This window comes from Brevundimonas bullata (genome assembly GCF_003350205.1).
GTDB lineage: Bacteria > Pseudomonadota > Alphaproteobacteria > Caulobacterales > Caulobacteraceae > Brevundimonas > Brevundimonas bullata.
Window position 1 is genome coordinate 50,350 of the sequence record NZ_QLLC01000018.1, and the last position, 22,446, is coordinate 72,795.

At 64.8% G+C, this 22,446-nt stretch carries 24 protein-coding genes and 1 pseudogene; 9 read left to right on the top strand and 16 right to left on the bottom strand.

The window, feature by feature from the left end; genetic code table 11:
* Window position 1 precedes the first annotated feature (1 nt).
* The 3 genes from DXK21_RS10240 to DXK21_RS10250 all read right to left on the bottom strand — a co-directional run bounded on the left by DXK21_RS10240 (window position 2) and on the right by DXK21_RS10250 (window position 2,021).
* Window positions 2-592, bottom strand: a complete 591-nt coding sequence (locus tag DXK21_RS10240; protein ID WP_114817683.1) for a DUF4142 domain-containing protein — start codon at window positions 590-592, stop codon at window positions 2-4.
* 408 nt (window positions 593-1,000) lie between these two features.
* Window positions 1,001-1,726 (bottom strand): DUF72 domain-containing protein, encoded by a 726-nt coding sequence (locus tag DXK21_RS10245; RefSeq protein ID WP_114817684.1) that lies wholly within the window; start codon window positions 1,724-1,726, stop codon window positions 1,001-1,003.
* 46 nt (window positions 1,727-1,772) lie between these two features.
* Window positions 1,773-2,021 carry a hypothetical protein gene (locus DXK21_RS10250; protein ID WP_114817685.1) on the bottom strand — a complete coding sequence of 83 codons (249 nt, stop codon included), beginning with the start codon at window positions 2,019-2,021 and terminating at the stop codon, window positions 1,773-1,775.
* Window positions 2,022-2,212: 191 nt separating this feature from the next.
* Here DXK21_RS10250 and DXK21_RS10255 point away from each other — a divergent pair, with 191 nt between their 5' ends.
* The 3 genes from DXK21_RS10255 to DXK21_RS10265 all read left to right on the top strand — a co-directional run bounded on the left by DXK21_RS10255 (window position 2,213) and on the right by DXK21_RS10265 (window position 3,457).
* Window positions 2,213-2,419: a hypothetical protein gene (locus DXK21_RS10255; protein ID WP_211306011.1), complete on the top strand. Its 207-nt coding sequence runs from the start codon at window positions 2,213-2,215 to the stop codon at window positions 2,417-2,419.
* Window positions 2,420-2,515: 96 nt separating this feature from the next.
* Window positions 2,516-2,707: a hypothetical protein gene (locus DXK21_RS10260; protein WP_114817686.1), complete on the top strand. Its 192-nt coding sequence runs from the start codon at window positions 2,516-2,518 to the stop codon at window positions 2,705-2,707.
* A gap of 249 nt (window positions 2,708-2,956) precedes the next feature.
* Window positions 2,957-3,457 carry a YciE/YciF ferroxidase family protein gene (locus DXK21_RS10265; RefSeq protein ID WP_114817687.1) on the top strand — a complete coding sequence of 167 codons (501 nt, stop codon included), beginning with the start codon at window positions 2,957-2,959 and terminating at the stop codon, window positions 3,455-3,457.
* 449 nt (window positions 3,458-3,906) lie between these two features.
* Here the strand turns inward: DXK21_RS10265 and DXK21_RS10270 are convergent, their stop codons facing one another.
* From DXK21_RS10270 to DXK21_RS10285, 4 genes are read right to left on the bottom strand one after another with little or no spacing between them, the layout of a single operon-like run.
* Entirely contained in the window at window positions 3,907-4,203 is a 297-nt protein-coding gene (locus DXK21_RS10270) for a hypothetical protein (RefSeq protein ID WP_170136958.1), read from the bottom strand.
* On the bottom strand, window positions 4,200-6,746 hold the full coding sequence (locus tag DXK21_RS10275; RefSeq protein ID WP_114817689.1) for a cbb3-type cytochrome c oxidase subunit I: 2,547 nt from the start codon (window positions 6,744-6,746) through the stop codon (window positions 4,200-4,202). The genes DXK21_RS10270 and DXK21_RS10275 overlap by 4 nt, the downstream gene beginning before the upstream one ends.
* The gene (locus tag DXK21_RS10280; protein ID WP_114817690.1) at window positions 6,743-7,693 is read right to left on the bottom strand and encodes a cytochrome c oxidase subunit II; all 951 of its coding nucleotides are present in this window, start codon (window positions 7,691-7,693) and stop codon (window positions 6,743-6,745) included. The genes DXK21_RS10275 and DXK21_RS10280 overlap by 4 nt, the downstream gene beginning before the upstream one ends.
* On the bottom strand, window positions 7,683-8,063 hold the full coding sequence (locus DXK21_RS10285; protein ID WP_114817691.1) for a c-type cytochrome: 381 nt from the start codon (window positions 8,061-8,063) through the stop codon (window positions 7,683-7,685). Before DXK21_RS10285 ends, DXK21_RS10280 begins: the two co-directional genes overlap by 11 nt.
* Window positions 8,064-8,298: 235 nt before the next feature.
* Here DXK21_RS10285 and DXK21_RS17135 point away from each other — a divergent pair.
* Window positions 8,299-8,760: pseudogene (locus DXK21_RS17135) on the top strand (c-type cytochrome); the annotation flags it as partial.
* Here the strand turns inward: DXK21_RS17135 and DXK21_RS10295 are convergent.
* Genes DXK21_RS10295 through DXK21_RS10310 form a run of 4 tightly spaced genes read right to left on the bottom strand, consistent with a single transcriptional unit; the run spans window position 8,756 to window position 12,006 of the window.
* On the bottom strand, window positions 8,756-9,490 hold the full coding sequence (locus DXK21_RS10295) for a cytochrome b (RefSeq protein ID WP_114817693.1): 735 nt from the start codon (window positions 9,488-9,490) through the stop codon (window positions 8,756-8,758). The pseudogene DXK21_RS17135 and the gene DXK21_RS10295 sit on opposite strands and share 5 nt — an antisense overlap.
* Window positions 9,487-10,218, bottom strand: coding sequence for a cytochrome c oxidase assembly protein (locus DXK21_RS10300; RefSeq protein ID WP_211306012.1), 732 nt, complete (start codon window positions 10,216-10,218; stop codon window positions 9,487-9,489). The genes DXK21_RS10295 and DXK21_RS10300 overlap by 4 nt, the downstream gene beginning before the upstream one ends.
* Window positions 10,219-10,276: 58 nt before the next feature.
* Window positions 10,277-11,542, bottom strand: a complete 1,266-nt coding sequence (locus DXK21_RS10305) for a PQQ-dependent sugar dehydrogenase (RefSeq protein ID WP_417281658.1) — start codon at window positions 11,540-11,542, stop codon at window positions 10,277-10,279.
* Window positions 11,543-11,583: 41 nt separating this feature from the next.
* Entirely contained in the window at window positions 11,584-12,006 is a 423-nt protein-coding gene (locus tag DXK21_RS10310; protein WP_114817695.1) for a DUF2231 domain-containing protein, read from the bottom strand.
* Between the two features lie 281 nt (window positions 12,007-12,287).
* Between DXK21_RS10310 and DXK21_RS10315 the strand changes: the two genes are divergently transcribed.
* The 5 genes from DXK21_RS10315 to DXK21_RS10330 all read left to right on the top strand — a co-directional run bounded on the left by DXK21_RS10315 (window position 12,288) and on the right by DXK21_RS10330 (window position 15,609).
* The gene (locus DXK21_RS10315) at window positions 12,288-13,067 is read left to right on the top strand and encodes a nucleotidyltransferase family protein (RefSeq protein WP_114817696.1); all 780 of its coding nucleotides are present in this window, start codon (window positions 12,288-12,290) and stop codon (window positions 13,065-13,067) included.
* Window positions 13,051-13,821 (top strand): metallophosphoesterase family protein, encoded by a 771-nt coding sequence (locus DXK21_RS10320; protein ID WP_211306013.1) that lies wholly within the window; start codon window positions 13,051-13,053, stop codon window positions 13,819-13,821. Before DXK21_RS10315 ends, DXK21_RS10320 begins: the two co-directional genes overlap by 17 nt.
* 359 nt (window positions 13,822-14,180) lie before the next feature.
* Window positions 14,181-14,591 carry a biliverdin-producing heme oxygenase gene (locus DXK21_RS10325; RefSeq protein WP_162790632.1) on the top strand — a complete coding sequence of 137 codons (411 nt, stop codon included), beginning with the start codon at window positions 14,181-14,183 and terminating at the stop codon, window positions 14,589-14,591.
* Window positions 14,588-14,761, top strand: a complete 174-nt coding sequence (locus tag DXK21_RS17110; RefSeq protein ID WP_326970203.1) for a hypothetical protein — start codon at window positions 14,588-14,590, stop codon at window positions 14,759-14,761. Before DXK21_RS10325 ends, DXK21_RS17110 begins: the two co-directional genes overlap by 4 nt.
* Entirely contained in the window at window positions 14,692-15,609 is a 918-nt protein-coding gene (locus DXK21_RS10330) for an ATP-binding protein (protein WP_245945184.1), read from the top strand. The genes DXK21_RS17110 and DXK21_RS10330 overlap by 70 nt, the downstream gene beginning before the upstream one ends.
* Window positions 15,610-16,366: 757 nt before the next feature.
* On the opposite strand, the gene DXK21_RS10335 is transcribed toward DXK21_RS10330, so the two are convergent.
* The 5 genes from DXK21_RS10335 to DXK21_RS10355 form a co-directional block, all read right to left on the bottom strand.
* Complete coding sequence (locus DXK21_RS10335; protein WP_114817699.1) at window positions 16,367-17,035, bottom strand: helix-turn-helix transcriptional regulator; 669 nt, start codon at window positions 17,033-17,035, stop codon at window positions 16,367-16,369.
* A gap of 313 nt (window positions 17,036-17,348) precedes the next feature.
* Entirely contained in the window at window positions 17,349-18,215 is an 867-nt protein-coding gene (locus tag DXK21_RS10340) for a hypothetical protein (protein ID WP_114817700.1), read from the bottom strand.
* Between the two features lie 37 nt (window positions 18,216-18,252).
* Window positions 18,253-20,814, bottom strand: coding sequence for a fimbria/pilus outer membrane usher protein (locus tag DXK21_RS10345; RefSeq protein ID WP_162790633.1), 2,562 nt, complete (start codon window positions 20,812-20,814; stop codon window positions 18,253-18,255).
* Window positions 20,815-20,875: 61 nt separating this feature from the next.
* Window positions 20,876-21,613, bottom strand: a complete 738-nt coding sequence (locus DXK21_RS10350) for a fimbrial biogenesis chaperone (protein ID WP_114817702.1) — start codon at window positions 21,611-21,613, stop codon at window positions 20,876-20,878.
* Between the two features lie 76 nt (window positions 21,614-21,689).
* The gene (locus tag DXK21_RS10355; RefSeq protein ID WP_162790635.1) at window positions 21,690-22,277 is read right to left on the bottom strand and encodes a hypothetical protein; all 588 of its coding nucleotides are present in this window, start codon (window positions 22,275-22,277) and stop codon (window positions 21,690-21,692) included.
* Window positions 22,278-22,446 lie beyond the last annotated feature (169 nt).

A 22,446-nucleotide genomic window follows, 5' to 3' on the forward strand; every position in this document is an offset into this window, starting at 1 on the left:
GCTATTCGCCGGAAATCGACTTCTGGACTTCCTCGGCCTTCTGCAGATGGGCTTCGATCTTGGGCAGGACGGTGCGCGCGTGCGTCGCCAGGGCGGGCGCCTCCGCGTTGTCCGAGAAGCCGCGGTGCAGGGTCACCGCCTCCTGATGAGCCGCGACCTGCTGATCGATGTAGACCTTGTCGAAATCGGCCACGCCCGCCGACCTCAGATTGTCGATCAGCCCCTTGCGCCGCTGATCGAGTTCCGCAGGCGGGGTCACGTTCGGGGCCGCGGTTGAGGCGGCCGCCTTGAACGCCGCGCTGGCGGCGGTGTGATCCGTCTTGATCATCTGGGCCAAGGCCTTGACGTCGGCCCGGCTGGCTCGATCCAGCGCTATATCGGCGGCCTGGATTTCATACATGTCCCCCATGGCTGCGGCCGGCACATAGGCGCTGACCAGGTTTGCTCCCATCGTAGCGGCCGAGGTCTGGCCTACCGGCGCGGACACCGCGTCCTGGGCCTTGTTGACGGCTTCATTCCCGTCCCGGGGGCTGCAGGCGGACAGAAGGGCGGCGGCAGCAGCGGCGGCGACAAGGATCGAGGCGTGGCGCATGTTGGTCAGCTCCTGATTGATATGGAGGACAAAGCGCCTCCGACGCCATCGGGTTTCCTCCGACCGGGCGCGGGCGCGGCGCCAAGGCCCTCGGAGCCCGGCGCGACGGGCGGGCAGGCTCACTGTCCGAAAGCCGACACAGGGTCCGCGTCTCGGAGCGCCGTTGGGACTGCGCCCGGCGAACGCCGGGAATCTGGGCTCGCGGAAAGCGTCAGACGGCCCGCGCGCTCGCTCCGCCAGCCCGTTCGAGCAGCCGCCCGGCTAAGCCTCTCTCAAGGCGCGGAACCAGGACGACGCTGTGCGAGGAAGCCTTGGTCCCGTCCATCATCTTACGCGCCGCCGCCTTAGCCTCCGACGACAGCAGAAGCCCCTCCTCCACCTTCGTGTGGAGGCTCTCCAGGCTGACGACTAGGCGCCGTCCGTCATCTGCGCGAGCGCAAGCGCGTCACCGACCGCCTCTCCCAGGGCGGTATTATCGAAGATGACCCAGAGATCGCGATCACGCGTTCCCCAAGCCAGCACCATGTCGCGAATGATCTCGAGCCGGTCCCGTTCATAGGCTGACCGATACATGGCCGGACTGCCGTGAAGACGGAAATAGACGCATCCATCGCCGCCAGGCAGGCCCGCGCCTGGCGCGGGCTCCGGGTCCGCTGCGACGCGCGCCGCCCCGTGGTCAGCGAGGAGTCTATCCGCCGCTTCCGTGAACCAGGACGGGTGACGGGGCTCGATGACGACCGGCGCGTCGAAGCGAGCCCGAAAGGCGTCCAGAAAGACCGCCGTCCTGGCGTCGTTGAAGAGAAGGCTCGGCGGCGTCTGCACGAGGATCGGGCCCAGTCGGTCGCCCAGGCTCTCCAGATCGCTGGCCAGTTCCGCGAGCAGGTCGTCGCAGTTCTCCAGCTTCCGAAGGTGGGTGATCTCGCGCGGCGCCTTGACCGAAAAGCGAAAGTCCCGAGGCGTCGCGGCGGCCCAGCGCGCGAACGTGGTTGGGCGATGGCGGCGGTAGAAGGTCGTGTTGATCTCGACCGCGCCGAGGCGCGCGGCGTAGCGCTCCAGCCCGCCGCCCGTGACCGGAAACCGGCCTCTCACCTCCGCCGGAATGGCCCAGCCTGCTGTGCCGATCCGGATCTTCATTCCCTCCGGCCCGAGAGACTCAGCGCCGGGCGACAGACCTCCTGGATCACGGCGCGTCGCGTCGCGCCGCCATGCCCGGCGTCGCCGGCGCGAGTTCCCCGGCCTGGGTCTTGGGCGGGGGACCGTCCGTCTGCTGGAGACCATCGTCGGGCGTCTGGCGGATCGAGAGTATGGATTCGCCGCTTTTCAACAGGGGCGCGGCCGCGTCTACGGCCTGGGCGTCCGTCGGGGACGGCACCTTCAATCTCCGTTCGGCGCCATGGGCGTCGGCGACGATGATCTCATAGAATTTCATATCGGTCCTCATCGGTTCCGGGCGTGATCCCGCGTCGGATCCAGCGCCGTGACTGCCTGGATTAGCGCGCCGCTCGCCAAGCCGTTCCGAGCGCCTGACGGCAGGAGCGGGATCGGAGTTATCGGGAACAGGCGCCGCCTTTCGAGGCTTGAAACCCAAGCCGCCGCCTCTGCTCCAAGGACCGACCTCGCATGAAACCCGCCGACAAGCCCCCTGTCCTGCGCAACCCTCGGCGGCTGCTCCGCTTCACCGGCCTCCTTTTGCTGCTGCTGCTGCTCGTCTACCTCGGCACGGCTCTGACAGGGTTTTTGAGAAATCAGGAGAAGCGGCCCGATCCGAGAATGACGGGCGCGGAGGCGCCGCTTGAGCGCGCCGGAGGCGTTTTGACTGTCAACTGACGCGACCCCTTGGGTCGCCTATCGGGCTTATGGAACGTGCTGCGCCCAATCGAGTTACCGCCTCCCGACTGAACAGCAAGGAGACAGGGGAATTCGATGTCTGCGGATGGGGTTTATGATGACGACTTCTTCGCCGCGTTGGCTGATCGCGGCTTCTACGTCTTCACGTCCGGGCCCATCGCGTCGGCAAAGCCGCAAGCCTTCGCTGCACGCTCATCGGCTCCGGTTCTATCGACAGGCGACCCCAGCGCCGAGGCGAGCGACGACGCCCTGGTCGAGGCGGCGTGACCCAGCTCCGACCACCCCATGCAGGTCTGTGCGTTAAGTTGACCCCCCGCGCCGCAGAGGGTCGGCCCCGACCCTATCGAGCAGCGGGAAGCTGAAAAATCTGGAGAGACGGCCTGCGCAAGGGGTTCCCCCCCAAAGGCGTCGCACTGACGCCGGGTCGCATACAGGACAGAACAGCGGCGCCTGGAGCCGATCCAGCGGGAAACCGTTGCGGTCCGGCGCACTGGGCGCACAATCAAGGATTCAATCATGGCTGAGAAAACGCTCGACAATCTGTTCCACGACACGCTCCGCGACATCTACTACGCCGAGCGGAAAATCCTGAAGTCCCTGCCCAAGATGGCTCGCGCCGCCCAGTCGCCCGAGCTCAAGGCCGCATTCGAGAAACACAAGGACCAGACTGAAGGTCAGATCGAGCGCCTTCAGCAGGTGTTCGAGATCATCGGCAAGGCGCCCCGCGGCAAGACCTGTGACGCCATCGACGGGATTCTTGCCGAGGGGGACGAAATCGCTGAGGAGTACAAAGACACCGCTGCGCTGGACGCCGGCCTCCTCGCCGCCGCCCAGGCGGTCGAACACTACGAGATCACCCGCTATGGCACGCTTAAACGCTGGGCCCTGGTGCTCGGACTGAATGACGCCGCCGCCCTGCTTGACGAGACGTTGCAGGAAGAATCCCAGACCGATGAGGATCTGACCACGATAGCGGATGCTGCGATCAACGCAGAGGCGATGGGTCTCGCCCGGTAATCTCACGGCGGTCGAACTCGGCCGCCGTCCCCTGACGGCGAGCGCCCGCACCTGCAACGCGGGTCTGGGCGCTGGCCGTCAGCGGGCGCGGGTCGGAGGAGCCTGATCCTGGGTTCTGGTGCGGAAGTGACCGACTGTGGGCGCCGGACGATGGCGGGCGGGTTTGACCCGGAGCCTGTCTATAAGGCCTTCACTTCATGCTCGCCGGACTGCGCTACCTGGACTGCCGCCTCGCAGCCACATGCGACTATGCCCGGGACGGATTTGAAAGAGGGACTGGCGGCTCTTGAGCATCACGCGGTCCTCCAGGTTCCCGGACCCGTGTCGCTAGGCAGGTTCCGCAGCCTGGGGACCGGCGGGGCTGGTCATCGACGCCTCCCAGATAGACACTTCCAAACCGGGGCTCTTCTGGCCGAAGATTGGTCGGGCCGATATCCGCCTGCCCGGATTCAGAACGCCAGCGGAACCGTCTGCCACAGGATGCTGACGCCGGCGACCAGAACGCCTGTCAGACCCACGCGCCGTTCCCAAGCTTCCGGACCTCCCTTACCTTGCTGTTTCCCGAGCCAGACCGCCATGGCGATGACCGCGACCAGACAGCCCAGGCTGAAGACCAGGCCCATCCAACGCGCGCCGGCAGCCTCGCTCGACGACCAGACGTCGGCCGCGCTGGACATCAGATAGAGACCGATGAAGTGAGCCGCCCAGATCAGCAGACCGCCGGTCATCCTCAGCCAGCGCGTCATAGGCCGCTGCCCGGGAACAGGCGAACCAGGAGGATGACGCCGATCGACTGCGCTGCGGTGAAGGCCAGGAAGAGGCCGATCAGGTCCACCGTCGAGGGACGCTCCGCCGCCAGGCGACCGAACAAACGCCTCAGTACGACATAGAGCCCCATCAGGCCGCCGATGGCGGCGAAGGTCCCAGCCCAGCTCAGCAGGGCGTAGACCGAAGCGCCCTGGCTGGAGAAGTCCGGCTGCAAGCCTGTCGTCCACCACGCCCGCCCCTCCACGATTGAAGCCGCGATCACCCCGGCGGAGGCCAGCACCAGCAATCCTGTTGCCGCCGAGACCGCGCCGTCGCGCGCCACTCTCACGGCCCGCGGCGCGGCGAGCGCGCAGAGGCCGGCCACGGCCAGCAAGCCGACGGAAACCAGGAGCGAACTGATAGGCGGCGGGGCCTGCCACAGGTCCGGCCGTCGGCTCCACAGGAAGACATAGGAGAACCCGGCCAGCAGGCAGACCATCCCCCCGACGATCAGGACGATCACCATGGCCCACCAGCCGTGGCTGGACGGCCCAGATACATAGTTGGGCACGCGGATGCCCGCACCGATCTCCGTCGTCTTGCGCGTATGCGGCGCGTCCAGGAACCAGCACCAGCGCATGATGCAATAGATGGCCAGCACGCCGCTGACGACGGCGGCGGCATAGGCCTGGATGGTCAGGATCAGGAAGAAGCCCGCCGTGAAGACCGCGCCGAACAGATGCCAGCCTGAAGGACGAGGGATGCGCAGCACATACTGCGGCTCCGCGTTCAATGGGCTGGTCACCAGGGTCTGACGCTCGCCCCGGGCCGCGCCCGGCAGGAAATAGCGGCCCGCTGCGACGTCTTCCGCCAGCCCCTTCTGATCCCACAACGGATAGAGGCTCTTCACCACCGGGATCGACCGGACCGAATAGAAGCCGCTGGGCAGCCACTCCAGCCCTGGACCGTCGTGGATGTTGCCGGCCTCGCGGGGGCCGAACGGCCGGAAGTTGCGGATCATGTCGATGACCCACAGCAGGACGGCCAGACCGAACATGAAGGCGCCGATGGTCGAGATGAAGTTGGGCAGATCCCAGCCTCTACCTGGCAGGTAGGTATAGACCCGCCTCGGCATCCCCATCAGCCCGGTCAGGTGCATGGGCATGAAGGCCAGGTTGTGCCCGGCGAACATCAGCCAGAAGATCCACTTCCCCCAAGATTCGCTCAGGGGCCGCGCGCTGGACATGGGCAGCCAATAGTAGATGGCGGCGAACAGCGGGAAGACCATGCCGCCGATCAGGACGTAATGGAGGTGGGCGACGATGAAATAGCTGTCGTGGGCCTGCCAGTCGAAGGGCACCATGGCGACCATGACGCCTGTCAGCCCGCCCATGACGAAGATGACCATGCCGCCGACGGCGAACAGACCCGGCGTCGAGAACCGCATCCGGCCCGCCGCCATGGTCGCGATCCAGGCGAAGACCTGAACCCCCGCCGGCACGCTGACCGCCATGGAGGCCGCGCTGAAATAGTTGATGCTGATCTGCGGCATGCCCGTGGTGAACATGTGGTGGGCCCAGACGCCGAAGCTGATGAAGCCCGTCGCCAGCATGGCCATGACCACCAGCGGATGTCCGACGAGAGGCGTGCGCGCCATGGCCGGAATGATGGTCGACATGGCCCCCGCCGCCGGCAGGAAGATGATGTAGACCTCCGGGTGGCCGAAGAACCAGAAAAGGTGCTGCCACAGCATCGGGTCGCCGCCCTTGAGCGGGTCGAAGAAGGGCCAGCCGAGCGCCCTTTCCAGCTCCAGCAACAGGGTCGCCAGAATGATGGACGGGAAGGCGATGATGATCATGCAGGCGAAGATCAGCATGGCCCAGGCGAAGACCGGCAGCTTGTCCAGGGTCATGCCCGGCGCCCGCGTCTTCAATACCCCGACGATGATCTCGATGGCCCCCGCGATCGCCGAAATCTCGATGAAGCCGATGCCCAGCAGCCAGAAGTCGGCGTTGATGCCGGGTGAATAGGTCATGCTGGTCAGCGGCGGATACATGAACCAGCCCCCGTCCGGCGCCAGGCCGAAGAACAGCGAACAGAAGAAGGCCAGCCCTCCGATCAGATAGGCCCAGAAGGCGTAGGCCCCCAGGCGTGGAAACGGCAGGTCGCGCGCCCCCAGCATCTGCGGCAACAGCAGAACGCCCAAAGCCTCGACGGCCGGCACCGCAAACAGGAACATCATCACCGTGCCGTGCATGGTGAAGATCTGGTTGTAGGTGTCCTGGGCCAGGAAGCCCGTCATCGGCAGGGCCAGCTGCGTCCGCATCAGCAGCGCCAGGACCCCCGCCAGCACGAAGAAGAGCATGGCCGCGCCGACGTAATAGACGCCGATGATGTTGTTGTTGGTCGCCGTGATCCATTCCCACGGCGTGCGTGGCCCGCACCAGGCCTGTTCCAGCTGCTCCAGCTCCCCCGCGGGCCGGGGTTCCGTGGTCGGGAAACGGTCGTACTTGTCGACGTCGAAGCCGGTTTCCGACGTCATTTCAGGCTTTCCAGATAGGCCGCGACATCTCGCAGCTCCTGTCCGCTCAGGACGGAATAGGAAGGCATGCGGTTGCCGGGCTTGATGCCCTGGCTGTCGGCGATCCAGCCCGCCATCGTGCCCTGGTTATTGGGCAGGATGCCCGCCCCCAGCGTCTGCCGCGATCCCACATGGGTCAGGTCCGGCCCAGCCAGACCATTGGCCTCCGTCCCCCGGATCGTGTGGCAAGCGCCGCAGCCCGAGGCCGTGAACACCGCTGCGCCAGGCACGCCCGACACCGCCGCCGGAGCGGCCTGTTTGAGACGCCACGCCGCAAAATCAGCCGGCGAATGGGCCACCACCACCAGTCCCATCAGGGCGTGGGGGCCGCCGCAATATTCCGCGCACTGGCCCGCATAGACGCCCGCCGCGTCGGCCTGCAGACGCATGAAGTTGCGCCGGCCGGGGATCATGTCCGTCTTGCCGCCCAGACGCGGAATCCAGACGCTGTGGATCACATCCGCGCTTTCCAATTCCAGAACCACCGGACGACCGGCGGGAATATGGACTTCATTGGCGTCCTGAACGATTTCGCGGCCCTGATCATCGAGATAGGCCACTCGCCACCACCACATCTCGCCCGTGACGCGCACCCGCATTTCGCCGGGGCGCGGGGCGTCAGCCACGCGGGCTGTCACGCTCAGCCCGTAGATCAGAAGGCCGGTCAGCACGACGACGGGAAAGGCCAGGCCGCCGATCCAGACCAGCTTCTCGCCCGCGACCCGCCGCTTCCATCTGGGTGGTCCGAACAGGGCGACGCCGAGCGCGATCAGCACCAGGGTCAGCACCACGGCGCCCATGACGAACAGGACCCAGGCGACGGTGGCCACCGGTCCTGCGAAGGGGCCGGCCGGGTCCAGCACAGGCGGCGGCCAGCCGCTCAATACGGCGGGCGTCTCAATCGTCATCGAGCGTATAGAGATAGGCCGCCACATCGCGGGCTTCGGCGTCGGTCAGAGGCATGGGCGGCATTCCGGTACCGGGCAGCAGGGCTGGCGCGTCCCGAACAAAAGCCGCCATCACCCCGGGTTGGTTGGGCAGTCGTCCCGCGATCATCGGTCGCGACGCCACACCTGTCAGATCCCCGCCCGTACGGCCTTGCGGCCACCGAACGCCCGGTATGGCATGGCAGGCGGCGCAGCCATGACGTTCGATCAGTCTGAGCCCCTGTGCTGCATCGGCCTGAGCCAGCGGGCGCGGCGCATTCGCCTTGTCGGCGCAGGCCGTCACGGCGGCGCACAGCCCCGTCGCCAGCAGCAAGGTCCCTATGGTCCGCATCGTCCGAACATGATCGCATCCCGCCCCTCTCCAGCTTCACCAGAACCCAATCCTTCGCAGCCTGAGGGGTTCCCGCCCCGGAACCGAGACCATAAGTCGGTGTTGGGACAGGGTGCGCGCTCTCCCTCCCCTCACGCTTCTCGGCCTCATCCTGACCGGGCCCGGACTTGTCGCGTGCGACGCCGCGCCCGGCGAAACCGACCGCGTCTTCTCGTCTTCGGGAAAGGTCATCGCCATGAGCGGCGGCGCGGGCGGAGCGGCGAACGCCTGCTTCACCTGCCACGGGCTTCAGGGTCAGGGCGACGACGTCTCGACCCCGCGCCTGGCCGGGCTGGACGCCGGCTATCTGCAAAAACAGATGGAGGACTACGCCAGCGGCCTACGGCCGGATGATGTGATGAGCCGCATCGCCAAGGGGCTCGATCCCGACAGCCGTCGCGCCGTCGCCCTCTTCTACGCCGGCTTGCCGTCGTCGACGTCGAAAAGCGCTTCCCCTTCAGCCGCCGCGCCTCCGCCGGTCTGGCGGACGGGCGATGCCTCTCGCGGAATCACGGCCTGCTCATCCTGTCACGGCCCCAATGGACAGGGCGCGGGCGAAGGCCAGCCGATCGTGGCCGGCCAGCCTGTCGCCTATACGCTGGAGCAGATCGACCGCTGGAAATCCGGCAAGCGCCGCAACGATCCGCGCGGCGTCATGGCCGCCGCCGTCCAGAGGCTGACGGACGCAGAAGCGCGCGCCATAGCCCAGTGGCTGTCCGGCCAATCCGTTTCTCCAACGCCCGCCAGCGCCTCTGCCAGCGCGTCCGTTTCGGCCGCAGCTGCGGCGCGACCGGCAGCATCGCGTGAAACACGTCGTCCCGATCGATCAGATGGTGCTTGAGCGCCGCCCCCGCATGGATCGGGATCATCAGCAGCAGGGCCGCCACCATAGCCCAATGCATCCATTCGGCGCCGGCCTCAATCGCCCATCGCTGGGTGTTGGAGACCTCCTGCATCGGCAGCAAGGGCCAGGGGATAAAACCCGCCGCCGCCAGTTGCGTGTCTCGCGCCGTGGCGGAGATCATGGCCCATCCTGACAGCGGCAGACCGAACAGGCAGATGTAGAAGACATAATGGGTGATGTGCGCCGCCAGGCTCTCCCAGCCCGGCTTATCCGCGTCATTGATCAGATTGGGCGCCGCCAGTCGCCAGGACAGCCGCCCGATGACCAGCATCAGCATCAGCAGACCGATGGCGAAATGCACGTCATAGGCCGCCGCCTTGGCCCCGCCCACCGGCAGCCGCCCCATCCACCAGCCCCACCCGAGCTGGAAGAAGACCAGGCCCGCCATGGTCCAGTGAAAGACGATGGCGACCGGCGAATAGCGGCCTTCGTCATGATGGCCCGCCGCCCATTCCAGCGCCTGTGCGATCAACCGGTCAATCATGCCGGACGCGCCGCCTCGCCGCTCCTGAACAGCTCGCTGATCCGCCAGAGCGCGACCAGGAGATAGGCCGCCGCCGCGGGCGCCCACATGATCAGGCCCGCCGCCTGCTGATCCTCCAGCGGGGTCATGCCCCAGGCCAGGGTCGTGGCGAAGTGCGGCGCATACAATGGCTCACCCGCAAACACGATGAGCGCCCCCAACAAGCCCATCAGCAGCATGGCCGCCAGCAGGCCCGCCACGGCGGCGGCCGCGTTGGACGCCCGCACCGCCGCCCAGAACCAGACGGCGCTGCCCAGAATGGTCAGTTGCATGACCCAATAGAGCAGATCGTTCGACAGGGCCGCAGCGTAGAGATCAGGCGCGTGCCAGGCCCAGAAGACGACGGCCTGGACAGCCGTCGCCACGGCCAGTCGCGGCGCCCTCAGCCTGGGCAGCCACAGAGCCGCCAAGGGCGCCGCAGCGAGCAGGAGCAACAGATGGTGCAGCGTACGGGCCGTGAACAGGGCTGAACTCAGTGCGCACAGCGGCGAGATGAAGACGAGAACCAGCACCCCGGCCGCGCCCAGCAAGAACGGCGATCCGGGGTGCCGCTTCATCGTCAGGAAGACACCAGCCGCGATGAAAACCGCCAGCACCGTCAGAAGCACCGGATCGCCGTTCCAGCGTCCCAGCACATCCACGGGATCGGGCGCGGGCCCGCAATAGGGCGTCCAGGGCGTCATCGTCATAGTCGGCTAACGACCCGGAACGGCGACGGTTCAATCCTGCTTCGCGACCGTGACGCCCTCACCGCGAGGGGGCGATCCGCCAGACCGTGTTGGACAGGTCGTCTGCGACCAGAAGTATTCGTTTCGTCGGGTCAAAGGCCACGCCGACCGGACGGCCGCGGGCCTCGCCGTCCTTGAGGAAGCCGGTGGCGAAATCGATGGGCTGTCCCGCGGGGCGGCCGCCGCTGAACGGGACCCAGGCGACCTTGTACCCGGACGGGTCCTGACGGTTCCAGCTCCCATGCATGCCGATGAAAGCGCCGTCGGCGTACGGGCCGCCGAAGCCGCCGCTCCGCGCGAAATCAAGACCAAGCGCCGCGACGTGCGAGCCCAGGGCGTAGTCGGGCTTGACGGCCCTGGCGACCATGTCCGGCTTTTGCGGCATCACGCGAGGATCGACGTTCTGGCCCCAATAGCTGTAGGGCCAGCCGTAGAAGGCGCCGTCGCGGACCTGGGTCAGGTAGTCGGGCACCAGTTGAGGACCCAGTTCGTCACGCTCGTTGACGACTGACCACAGGAGTCCGGTGGTCGGTTCGATCGCCAGAGCGGTCGGGTTGCGGATACCGGTGGCGATCGTGCGACGCGCCCCGGTCGCGCGGTCGATTTCCCAGACAACGGCCCGTTCCTCTTCCAGGGCCATCCCACGTTCGCCGATATTGGAGTTGGAGCCGATGCCGACATAGAATTTGGCGCCGTCCGCGCTGACGGTCAGGGACTTGGTCCAGTGGTGATTCACGCGCGAGGGCAGAGCTGTGACTCGCTCGGGGGGGGTCGCGATACCCGTCTGGCCGGGCTGGAAGGCGAAACGGGTCAGCGCCCCCTGCTCGGCGACGTAGAGGTAGCCCTCGACATAGGCCAGACCGTATGGCGCATCCAGATTATCGACCAGGACGGCGCGCAGTTCGGGGACGCCGTCGTTATCGGCGTCGCGCAGCAGGGTGATGCGGTCGCCGCCGCTGATCTTGGTGTTGCCCTGTTTCTTGATGAAACCGGCGATCACGTCCTTGGGGCGCAAGGGCGGCGCGTGACCGCCCCGCCCCTCGGCCACCAGCACGTCGCCGTTCGGCAGGACCAGCATCTGACGCGGAATCTTCAGGTCGGTCGCGAAGGCGCTGACGGTAAAGCCCTGCGGAACGGTCGGCGTCTCGCCGTTCCAGCCGGCGGGCGGACTGATCTTCATCGCTGGAACCAGGGTCTCGTTCACCTTGGGCAGATCAGGATTCTGTCCGGTCTGGCTCAGCTTGGGATCGCTGGCGTTGCCGCAGGACGCGACCGTTAGAGCCATTGCAAGGGTCGCGGCGCTGGCGGCGAGCAGGTTCTTGTCCATCAGATGGTCTCCCGCGCGGAATAGGCGATCCAGCCGGCGATCATGACCAGCAATGTGCATAGGAGGGATAGGATCAGGCCAAAAGCGCCGACCGAGCTCCACGCGTCCTGGCTGTGCTTGAAGGCGTTGACCAGCCCCAGCACCCAGGCCAGGGCCAGCGCAACCAGATGGATCAGGCTGAGGCGGGACCGACCCCGCCGCGCGCGAACGACATAATCGATGATGGAGAAGACGCCTGCGATCCCGCCGAACACCAGCGCCCCGGTGATCAGCCAGGCCGAGAAGTTCGTCCACTGAATCTCCGCCGTCTTCAGATAGGCGATGTCGGTGAACAGGGCGAAGGTGAAGAGGCTGATCGGAAACGCCAGCAATATGCGGTGCAGGGGTCGAACCAACCCGCCGGATCGTTCATCGATGGTCATGTCGCCCTCTCCCTAAAGCCTGGCTTTGGCTAACTGCTTGGCCGCGAGATGGTTCAACCGCTCGGCAGAATGGGGTCTGGTCAGTTGAGCCCGACGGCGTTTCGACCGGTTTCGATCGCGGCGGGCGCGGCTAGCGGCGCCTCGTCCATTCTCAGACGGCGACCGGCGTCCCGCGGGGAGGTGCTGATCATCGACCATGCCGGTTTTGGTCAGAGCTTGCCGGGAGGGAACCCTCGCCTTTGCGCCTCCGTTTCCCTGACCTTGTTCAGGAACCCCGCTGCATGTCTGACACCGTCGCCGAGCCCGCATTTGAACCTCCGCCCGAGGCCATGGCCTTTTACGAGGAGAGCCTGCGGCTTTTGAAGGAATCCGGCGTGCCTTTCCTGCTCTCCGGCACCTATGCGGTGACGGCCTACACCGGCATCCGCCGTCCCACCAAGGACCTGGACGTCTTCTGCAAGCCAGGCGATTACCCTCGCATTCTCGCCTACTTCCAGGCCCGCGGTTACCGGACGGATGTTGAGGACGAGCGCTGGATCGCCAAGGTCTGGAAGGACGACAAGCACTTCTTCGACGTCATCTTCGCCATGTCGAACGGCACCATCGCGGTGTCGGACAGCTGGTTTGGCGAGGACCGGATCACGGTCTACGGCCATGAGGTCATGATCACGTCGCCGACAGCCCTGATCCTGTCCAAGGTCTTCATCCAGGATCGGTATCGATACGACGGCGCCGACGTGAACCACGTCATCCTGAAGCAGTCCGACGCCATCGACTGGAAGTCCATGCTGGATCAGATGGACCTCTATTGGGAGGTCCTGATGGCCCATCTCCTGAACTTCCGCTTCGCCTATCCCACAGAGCGCGGCCGTGTGCCGGCATGGCTGATGACCGAGCTCCTGGAACGGCTTCAGGCCCAGGTCGATCTGCCCGCGCCGCGCGTCAGGGTCTGTCGCGGCCGTCTGTTCAGCCCTCGCGACTATATCGCCGACATCAGCGAATGGGGCTTCGGCGACGTTGTCGGCAAGGGCCTGGAGGAACGCCATGACCCCGTCGCCTGACGTCCAGACGCCTCAACCCGGCATGGAGGCCGGACCGGGAAGGAAGCTGCGTATCGCCGCCGTTGGCGACCTGCACGTGGGCGAGACTTCGCACCGTGTCTATCGCGACCTTTTCGACCGCGTGCACGAAGACGCCGACGTCCTCTGCCTTTGCGGCGACCTGGTCAACTTCGGCAAGACAGGCGAGGTCGAGAACCTGCTCGAAGACCTGCGCGCCTGCCGCATCCCCATGGTTGGGGTTCTCGGCAATCATGAGCATGAATGCGGCCAGCCCGACGAAGTCGCCCGACTGATGTCCGAGGCGGGCGTCAGGATGCTGACCGGAGAGTCCTATGAGATCGGGGGCGTCGGTTTCGCCGGCGGCAAGGGCTTTGTCGGCGGCTTCGGTCGTTACATGCTCAGTTCGTTCGGAGAGGCTTCGATCAAGCAATTCGTCCAGGAGGCGGTCGAAGACGCCAACCTGATCGAGAATTCCATCCGCACCCTTCGTACCGAACGCAGCGTGGTGCTGCTGCACTACGCGCCTATCGTGGACACGGTGATCGGCGAGCCGCCGGAGATTCACCCCTTCCTCGGCTCCTCTCGCCTGGGGGAGGTCGTGGATCGCTACGAGAACGTCAGACTGGTGGTCCACGGGCATGCTCACCGCGGCGCGCCTGAAGGCCGCACGGCACGAGGCGTCCCCGTCTACAATGTCGCCTTGCCCGTTCTGCGGACCCTGGGCGACCTTCCCTATCGTGTGTTCGAGGTCTGACCGGTATTGCCGATGGCGGGGACCAGCTGCCCGAAGATGCTTCGGTGGACGTTCAACGGCCTCCTGAACATCCCTGCGAGGCAACGGCCGGCGAGGTTCCGGCCTTGTTCCGGTCAAGCATTTGATAAACCGTAAGACGCTCCAACGAGAGCGTTCCCAATCGTGGGCGCCCCCTGGAAAACGGAAAGGAAGCCAGCCTGCTCAATTCCTCTGGACCGGCCCCCGCAATCAGCGCGCGCTTCAAGCTCAAGGCGGCCACCGCCGCCGCCCATGACCGTCTGGACGGATGGATGTCTCGCTATGATCTGACCTGTCGCGCCGACTATGGCGCCTTTCTCCAGGCGCAGGCCGGCGCCTTCATGGGCGTCGAGGCCGCTCTCGATGAAGCCGACGCCGAAACCCATCTGCCGGACTGGCATGAACGGCGCCGCACAATTGCACTGCGATCCGACCTGAACCTGATGGGCCTGGCCTTCCCTGAACCGGCCCAGGTCACGCCTTTTCGCGGCGAGGCGGAGGTCCTGGGCGCAATCTATGTCCTTGAAGGCTCTCGTCTCGGCGGCGCCGTTCTCATCCGCTCGGTTCCCGATGGTCTTCCGAAATCCTTCCTCTCGTCCGGGAACCCGGCCGCCTGGCGCGCATTAGCCTCTGTTCTTGATGAACGGCTCAGTTCGCCGGACCGCTTCGACAGCGCCGCAAGTGCGGCCTGTTCGGTGTTCGCCGTGTTCGAAAACGCCGCACGCGCCTATCCCGGAGCCGACCGAAAGTGACGACCCCCGCCGCCTCGGTCGACCTGACCAATTGCGATCGCGAACCCATCCACATCCCCGGAGCCATCCAACCGATCGGCTTCCTGGTCGCTTTAACCAGGTGGCGCGCGTCTCCGCGAACATCGGGGATTTCCTCGATCAGTCGCCGGAGGCCATGGTTGGAGCTTTAATCCAGGACCTGTTCACGCCTAAGGCGGTTCACGACCTGCGCAACCGGGTCGCCATGCTGGGAGGCCGCGATGCTGTCGAACGCCTCTTCAACTGCGTGCTCCTGGACGGCGGCCCGGCGCCCGGCGGAGGACGACTGACGATCGAAACGGCGAACAAATGGCTTGACGATCGTCATGCCCGCGAGCGCGATCTCGCCGCCGGGCAGTACATTTCCGTCTGCGTCACTGATACGGGCTCGGGAATGACCCCCGAAATCATCGAGAGGATTTTCGAACCCTTTTTCACTACCAAGCCGATCGGACAAGGCACCGGCCTGGGCTTGTCGATGATCCACGGCTTCGTGAGGCAATCCGGCGGACAGATCCGCGTCTATTCCGAGCCGGGACTGGGCACCACCATGTGCCTATACCTGCCGCGCTACCACGGAGGCCCGGCCGAACCGGACCCGCTCGTCTCGAGTCCGAATCCAGGGTCCGGTCATGGCGAAACCGTGCTGGTCATCGACGACGAGCCCTCTGTACGAAGCCTCGTCGCAGAGGTTCTGCGCGAGCATGGCTACGCCACGCTGGTAGCGGGCGACGGGCCTTCGGGCTTGCGCATCCTGGAGAGCGAGCACCGGATCGATCTTCTGGTCACCGATGTCGGTCTTCCTGGCGGCCTGAACGGGCGTCAGGTGGCGGACGCCGCGCGCATGAGGCGCCCGGAGCTCAAGGTCCTGTTCATCACGGGCTATGCCGAGAACGCCGCCGTCGGCAACGGACTGCTGGAGCCCGGCATGGAGGTCATGACGAAGCCGTTCGCGATGATGGATCTGGCGGCCAAGGTCACGACCATGATCGAGGCCTGAGCCGCCCTGTCGGCGCCCGCGGCCAGCCGACCTGGCAAACGCCTCGGCCGCCGTTCAAGCGCCCTTCTACCGGCAGGTAGCCCCGGGCTCGCTTTCATGCTCCAGAGCATCAGCCTCTCGTCTGTACCGCGCGGAGATCCTAGCGAACTTCTCACGATCAGCCTTGAAGGGCGACAGCCTCGCCATGTTTTCGGCATTGAGTTGTAGCCGGCGAAGTTCGGAAAGGCGGAAAGTACGGGTCATCAATGAACTCGGGAACTGCAGTCGTGCAACCGGCTCTGAAGCAGGGCGGAACCTGATACGGTTCGAATGAGACCCTGGATGAGGGGAGCGTTCCCGGGCGCAAGCCAACGTCTTCGTGTAGCGAGGCGTCGGAACGCCCTGGGTCGCTGTGATCTGGTTTGCCAGCGTCAAACGAGGGGGTCGACACGATCGACGTCCCCTTGAGACCGGATGCCGGCCAGAGGGTCCTGACGCCGCCGCGGATAATCGCTGCACGCCTTGCCGGATATTGAGGCTCGCCTGACGCAGGACCTAGAGAAGACCACAGACATGGCCGCAGCTGAACCCGCGACGTGGCGTCATCATCATCGCCCTGTACGTGAGCGCGATGGCGTCGGGACATTCTCCTGCTGCACCACACCGCAAGCGCTGTGCGTCAGGCTTTCTGCTCACCGACAACCCAGCCTGGCTATTCAGGCCGGTGTGCTCATTGCGATCAAAGAGCCTATCGCCGTCCGCGGCGGTTTCGTCAGCTTCAGGCCATCAGGAAACTGAGGCGAAGGACGCCGTTTATCCCCTTGACGCCCATACGCATGCAAATCGAGCGGAGGTGGGACCGGACCGTGTGTATGGACATGTCCATCTTGCGGCTGATGTCCTTGGGCGCTTCGCCGCTGGTCAGTCGAACAAGCACGGATTTCTCGACGCGCGTCAGCCCAAAGACACCGCCCACCGCCGCAACCTTGCCTTCGTCCAGAGGCTTGACCGGGCGCACCGATGCGAAAGCCCGGTTCGGCGCTTCGGGTGCGGTAACAATATCCAGAATGCACCAGGCGTCGTCTCCGGCGCGAAACAGGATGCGACCCGCTTTTTCGCGCTCGTCGGCAAGCCGTTGGAGAAGCATGTCCAACTCGAGGCGGTTGCGATGTGAGGAGCAGATAAACACCCCTCCGGACCCGAGCATCCCGCATGCGGCCAGGGCGCGTGCAGCGGCGTTGCTGCTGAGAACGCGACCGCTCAGGTCCAGAACAAACCGCGCCGTTTCATCATTTTCAAACCAGACCTCAGCCTCAGAAGAGCGAGGGATGGGCCTCGTGATCGGCGGCCTTGCGAAGGAGCGTCGCTCGCTGGGCGGCCCCATTTCCCCCCGCAGACGGTCATCAAGCATGCCAACCGGCGCCCCGACGATATCCTGATTTATCATAGCTTCCCTGCTCCGGACGGCCCCGTAAATCGGCGGACTCAGCCCCCTCACCTACAAGCTGCAATCACATTGCCGGTGCATTGGTTCGCCATACAAGAACACAGAGCAAGACAATTCTAAGAAATAATAGTTTCAACTCAGATCAAAGCCAAAATATTAGCCAACAAGCTATCAAACCAGTTCGACATCATTTGATATGTATCAATAAAAAAATATTCATTACCATCAAGGCATACAACCATCACTTAAAAATAAGCCAAGAAATGATATTTAAAACTTAAAAGTTAATCTTCGTTAGCCAAATTGGTACCTGTTAATTTGGCGAAATATCAACGGTAATCAAGTCTTCGTACCTCCCGCCCATCTGACCATTCACGAGCCCCAAGATGAAAGTCATGGGCAGGGCGAGTCCCGAGAGGGTGCGAGGAGGATCAATTTCTTTTGTCCAAAGAGCGGTTAGATCGACCTGATCGCCATCAAGCTCCACGCCATAAGGCACGACGGTGGCGTTCTCTACGTCTCCCAATCGGCGCATCACCCCGCCGCGCTCCGACTTAATTGTCAGAGTGGAAGGGGCATTGGCCCGAACCTGGACAAAGATACGACGGGTCGCACCTGTCGCCGCCTCGCCGAAATCAACGACCTCGACGCTGGACCCTTCACCAAACGCTCCCGCGGCGCCGGCCAGGTTCAATTGGGCACGAGGCGTCGACTGCAGGACAAGACGGACGGGAACAGGGGAGATCAGCTCGACGCCGTCAGTGTTTTTTATGAGCAGACGCAGATCGACGCCGTATTCACCGGCATCGGCGACAGCGCCCTGCACCACGACGGCGTCCATTTGGGCCACCCCCTTTTGCCCCGCCGCCAGAAGGTATTGGAAGACGCCCCTCTGGACGTCAGCCGCCTGAACGCCCGAGGATTCACGGGGGCGAAATCGAACCCCTACCCCGCCGAGCTTCACGTCCGTCACCTCAATGCCAGCCTCATCCGTAAATGAAAGTCGTAGGTCGCACGCTCCCTCGCCCTTGTTCTCCAGGGCCACGTCCAGGGCGCCCGGCGTTGGGCTGAGCGCGAATGGATTATATTCGATGCGAACAGTTTGAGCCGCCTCGACAAGCGCCGGATTGCAATCTTGCGCATGCGCATTCGTCGCGCCCAAAAGCAGGGCGAAAGCCACGCCGCCGCCCCTTAGCCACGCCCTTGGTCCCAACAGTTCAGGGCAACGACCGCGAAACTCTGATTTCACCGACATCGATTATTCCTTCCACATTATCGGGGATGACGAACTCCCCGAGCACTCCCCCCTGCACAACCAGACGGTAGCGACCGGGCGCCAGCCCATCAGCGACGAAGCGCCCGCCTCTGTTGGTGAAGAACGGCTTGCCGGGCGCGCCTGCAGGCGCATCGGTCGCCATGATCGAACCGCCTACCAGGGCGATGGGGCCTTCGGGCGAAACAAGAATACCTCTGGCCGTGTGCGACGCGTCGCTGCCAACGACGAACCGATATCCGTTGCCATATCCCGGGAAGGTGCTGATCACGCCGCTGCCGAGGTCATAACCGGGCGGAAGCGGATCGACATCGAGCTCGTAGCGTCGAACGCCATACCCCCGGTCGATACCGGCGAGCGCCGGTCCGAACCAACCACTGCGGGCCACGGGGTAGCCGCTGGAGTCTGTCAGACTGACCTGCGCGTTCTTGAGCGTCGGATGCGGCGTGGCGATAACAAAGCCTTCACGCGCGGCGCGACCGATGCCGAACGCGCCGTCTGCATAACCAACGAGGGTCGAGAGCCGCCACAGAGACTCCTGTCGGGTGGAGCCGCCTGGCACGGTGGACACCAGCCGGTTGGAGATAACCTCTGCGTCGAAGCGGTTGTTGATGTAGCGCAGATCGCCGGAAAGGGTCTGGTTATTGCGATCTTCAGAGAAGCGGATGTCGCCGCTCAGATCATTCAGCCGCCCCGAGGCCGAGCGTGAGATCCCCACCTCGCGGAATTCGTTCTGACTGTCGTAGCGCGCAGCGCCGCTCCATCGACCGCCAAAGCGGGTGGTCAGCGTCAAGCCGAAGCGCGTATCCTCGACACCGTCGCTGGTGGCTCCACGCTGCCAGGCCAGATTGACCCCGAACTTGCGGAACGTCCGACCAATCGACACACTGAAATCGGTCCGATCCTCTTGCTCACGCCCCTTCACGAAGGCGGCGCCAAGACTGAGAGAATAGGCCTTGTAGCGGACGAGGGCCTGCCCGGCGGCCCGCCACTGCTCGCGATTGAAGGCTGAGTTCTCGAAGGCCGTCTGGAAGAATTTGCTGGTCGCCTGCGCAGAGGCGACAACCCGCAGCTCGACCTCGCGCGCCAGTTTCGCCTCGCGCATATAGTCCAGCGCAACAATATAGCCTTGCGCGCCCGTATCGCCATTGTGGCTGACGGCGGCGCTGGCTTGCACCAGCCCCAGGCGGCTTCCCCACGTTGCAAGCCCCCCCATCTGACCGCGGCCGTCAGCCCACTGGGCGTTGGCCCCGAGCGTAAGCGCGTCGGTGATCCCTCTGCGGACAAAGCCGGACGCCGCGAGGGTCGATCCGTATTCCAACTGGCCGCCCTCCTCCAGGACGCCAGCCGATACGCCGAAATCCATCACGCCCGGATCCAGCAGCCCCGCCCCGCCAAAAAGATCGAAGACCGCGATCTCGCGCTGGCCGCTATCCTCTTCGACCAGCAGCCGAACGGTGTTGGCGCCCTGACCAAAGGGAAAGTCGGACAACGAGTAAGGACCTGCCTCAAGTCGGATACGTTCCACGACAACGCCGTTGACCTCGACCACGACCAGAGCAGGCCGATCCAGAATGAACTGTCGACGGCCAGCCGGTCGCACATTCTGGAACGGGCGTATGGTCGAATAGGCGCGTGCAGCCGACAGACCCAGAAAACGGCGAGATCCCTGAAAACTCTCAACCGGCGGCGCAAACTCACCCGCTGTCAGGCGAACGGCGGACTGAAACAGATCTTTGGAGAGCCGTATCTCGCGGCGACGCCAGCGTTGATCCTGACTGCTGCCGTCGTAGTCGACGCCCCCCGTCAGGGTGACCCCATCGAACCCGCCAATATTGGCGAACATATCGATACCGCCGGCCAGAGGCGCGAAGCGCCCCTCATCATGGGAATACAACTGGGCCATGCTGATATTGGCGCCCGCTGCAAAATGAGCGGGCTGATCGAAGGCCGTTGGATCGACCACCTCATTACGGGCGAAACTGACATCGCGACGCGCGCGGGCATCAACAGCCAGTTCCGCGACAAAAGTCAGCGACAGAGGATCGAAAGAAATCGAAAACCCCTCTCCTCTCAGATCCGCCATGCTGACGCGTTGCTGCGAGGCGATGACCGCCTTCAATCGATCTCGCACGCCCGGAGAGACCTTGGAGCCCACCAGGTCCATCAGGGCGACAGCGTCGATGACGCCCTCGCCCTGCATGTCCACTTCGCCGCTGATGTCGCCGAGATATAGCCCATCGAGCGTCAATGGACCCTGGATCGGCGTCAATACCGGCATCGGACGAGCGCTGGGGGCCTCGTCCTGGGGTCCGCCGGTCGCCGCGCCGGTCATGGGGGGATTGACCGGCGCGGCGCCGGCGGCGAACGGGACGTTGGAGGCGTCCCGTTCAATCGGAACCATCACTGCGGTCGGAGATCCGAACGCCTCGACGGAATAGTCGCGCGCCGTTCGCACCACCTCGTCCGAGGCGCGTGACGCCTCGGCGCGACAGGGCGAGGCCACACTGCCCCCCAAGCATGCCGCAACGCCGAGGCGCCGCCAGGTCGTGCGTCCAGCGGCCATTTCACAGGAGGGCGATCGACGCAGTGACGTCGCCGTTTGCCCCTGCTGCTAACGCCGCAGGGATACGAATCCTGCGCGTGGCGCCGCCGGCGATCACGCTGACCTCTCCGACGTCGACATCCGCCGCCGGAACTTCATGCACCTTGCCGTCGGAAGTTGTCAGCGTGAACCGGGCTTCTCGAAGATGAGCGAAACCTGCGCCCGTGTTGTGAGCCGACAAGAGCACATCGCCGTTGGCTTCCCGCGACACCGACGTCACTTCAACCGCCGCTCGCGCATTCGCGGGCGCGACAAAGACATAGGTGTTGATGGTGAACGCGACCTTGATGTCGGCTCCAGCTCCACCGCTCTCGGTCGTCGTCTGCATGTTGATCGGCAACTGCGCCGCACGAACCAGATACATCCGGCCCTCACTACTCGCGTCGCCGAGGTAGCGGACCTGAACCACCTGCTCGCGGTTCGGCGGGATCACCGACTGGACGGGGAAAACGACTATGTCGTTATCTTCGGGCGTCAGACTGCGAGCGCCGGTCTCATCGACCTGCATCCGATAGACTTCAATCTCGACCGTCGCTGCGGCGGCGCTGTCATTTCGCACCGTCAACCGATAGCTCGATCCGCTGCCGGACGGCGTGATCTTGGCCACCATAGGCGACACGTCCATGGCGCGACCGTCGCCGGTCGACCCGAGACTCAGGACTAGGGCAGCGACGGCTGCCGCGACTGTTTGCAATCTCATGACTGCATCCTCCCATGCAGGTTAAAGCGCAGAAAAACGGGGAGCCGCTCCATCGGCTCCCTGCTTCCCTTTCCGGTCAGGCCGGGTTCAACGCGAAGGTAAAGACTTCCGTATAGGTGCCGGCGGGCGCAGAAGCCGCACCGGGGCCGGAGGGCGCAGCCGCGCAACCCGAGGAGCCAGGGTTGGTCGGATCGCCTTGAGTTCCGCCCGCGCCAGGGCCGCCTGGGACGTTGTAGCAGAGGTTCAGGAACAGATCGGCGAAGATGCCGTCAGCCAGGGCCTGGCTATAGCCGCCAGAGTTGGTGACGATCGCGGGGCTGCCGGGCCAGGTGTCGACGGCGGCGAAGCCGAGAGCCGGCACGCCCTGAACGACCAGATCCCAGTCATAGTTGATCAGCACGCCGGCCGGAGACTTGAAGTCGCCATTCTGGGCGCTGGAGGTCAGCTTGGCGCCCGTGGCTGAGTTGCAGGACATCCGCAGGGTGGTGACTTTCTGCCGAACGCCATTGGCGACGGCGGCATTGCCGCCAGCCACATTGGCCAGGCCAATGCCGCAGAAGTCACTGACGCTGGTGGTCACAGTCACGTTCGTCTGTGCGCTAGATACGGCAGGAATAGCGAGCAAAGCTGCGGCGGCGGCCGCCACCATTACAAAGTTACGCATAATAACCTCCGATTGATTGTGCTTGAGAAAATCGGTCACATCCCTCGATGAACCGGACAATGCGGCTGTCACCACATTGAGGCCATAATGAACTCGCCATCGGCCACGGGCATCCGTAGCCATCCGGTGAGGACCGCGGCGAGCTAAAGCGGCTGCAGGATCTCGTCGG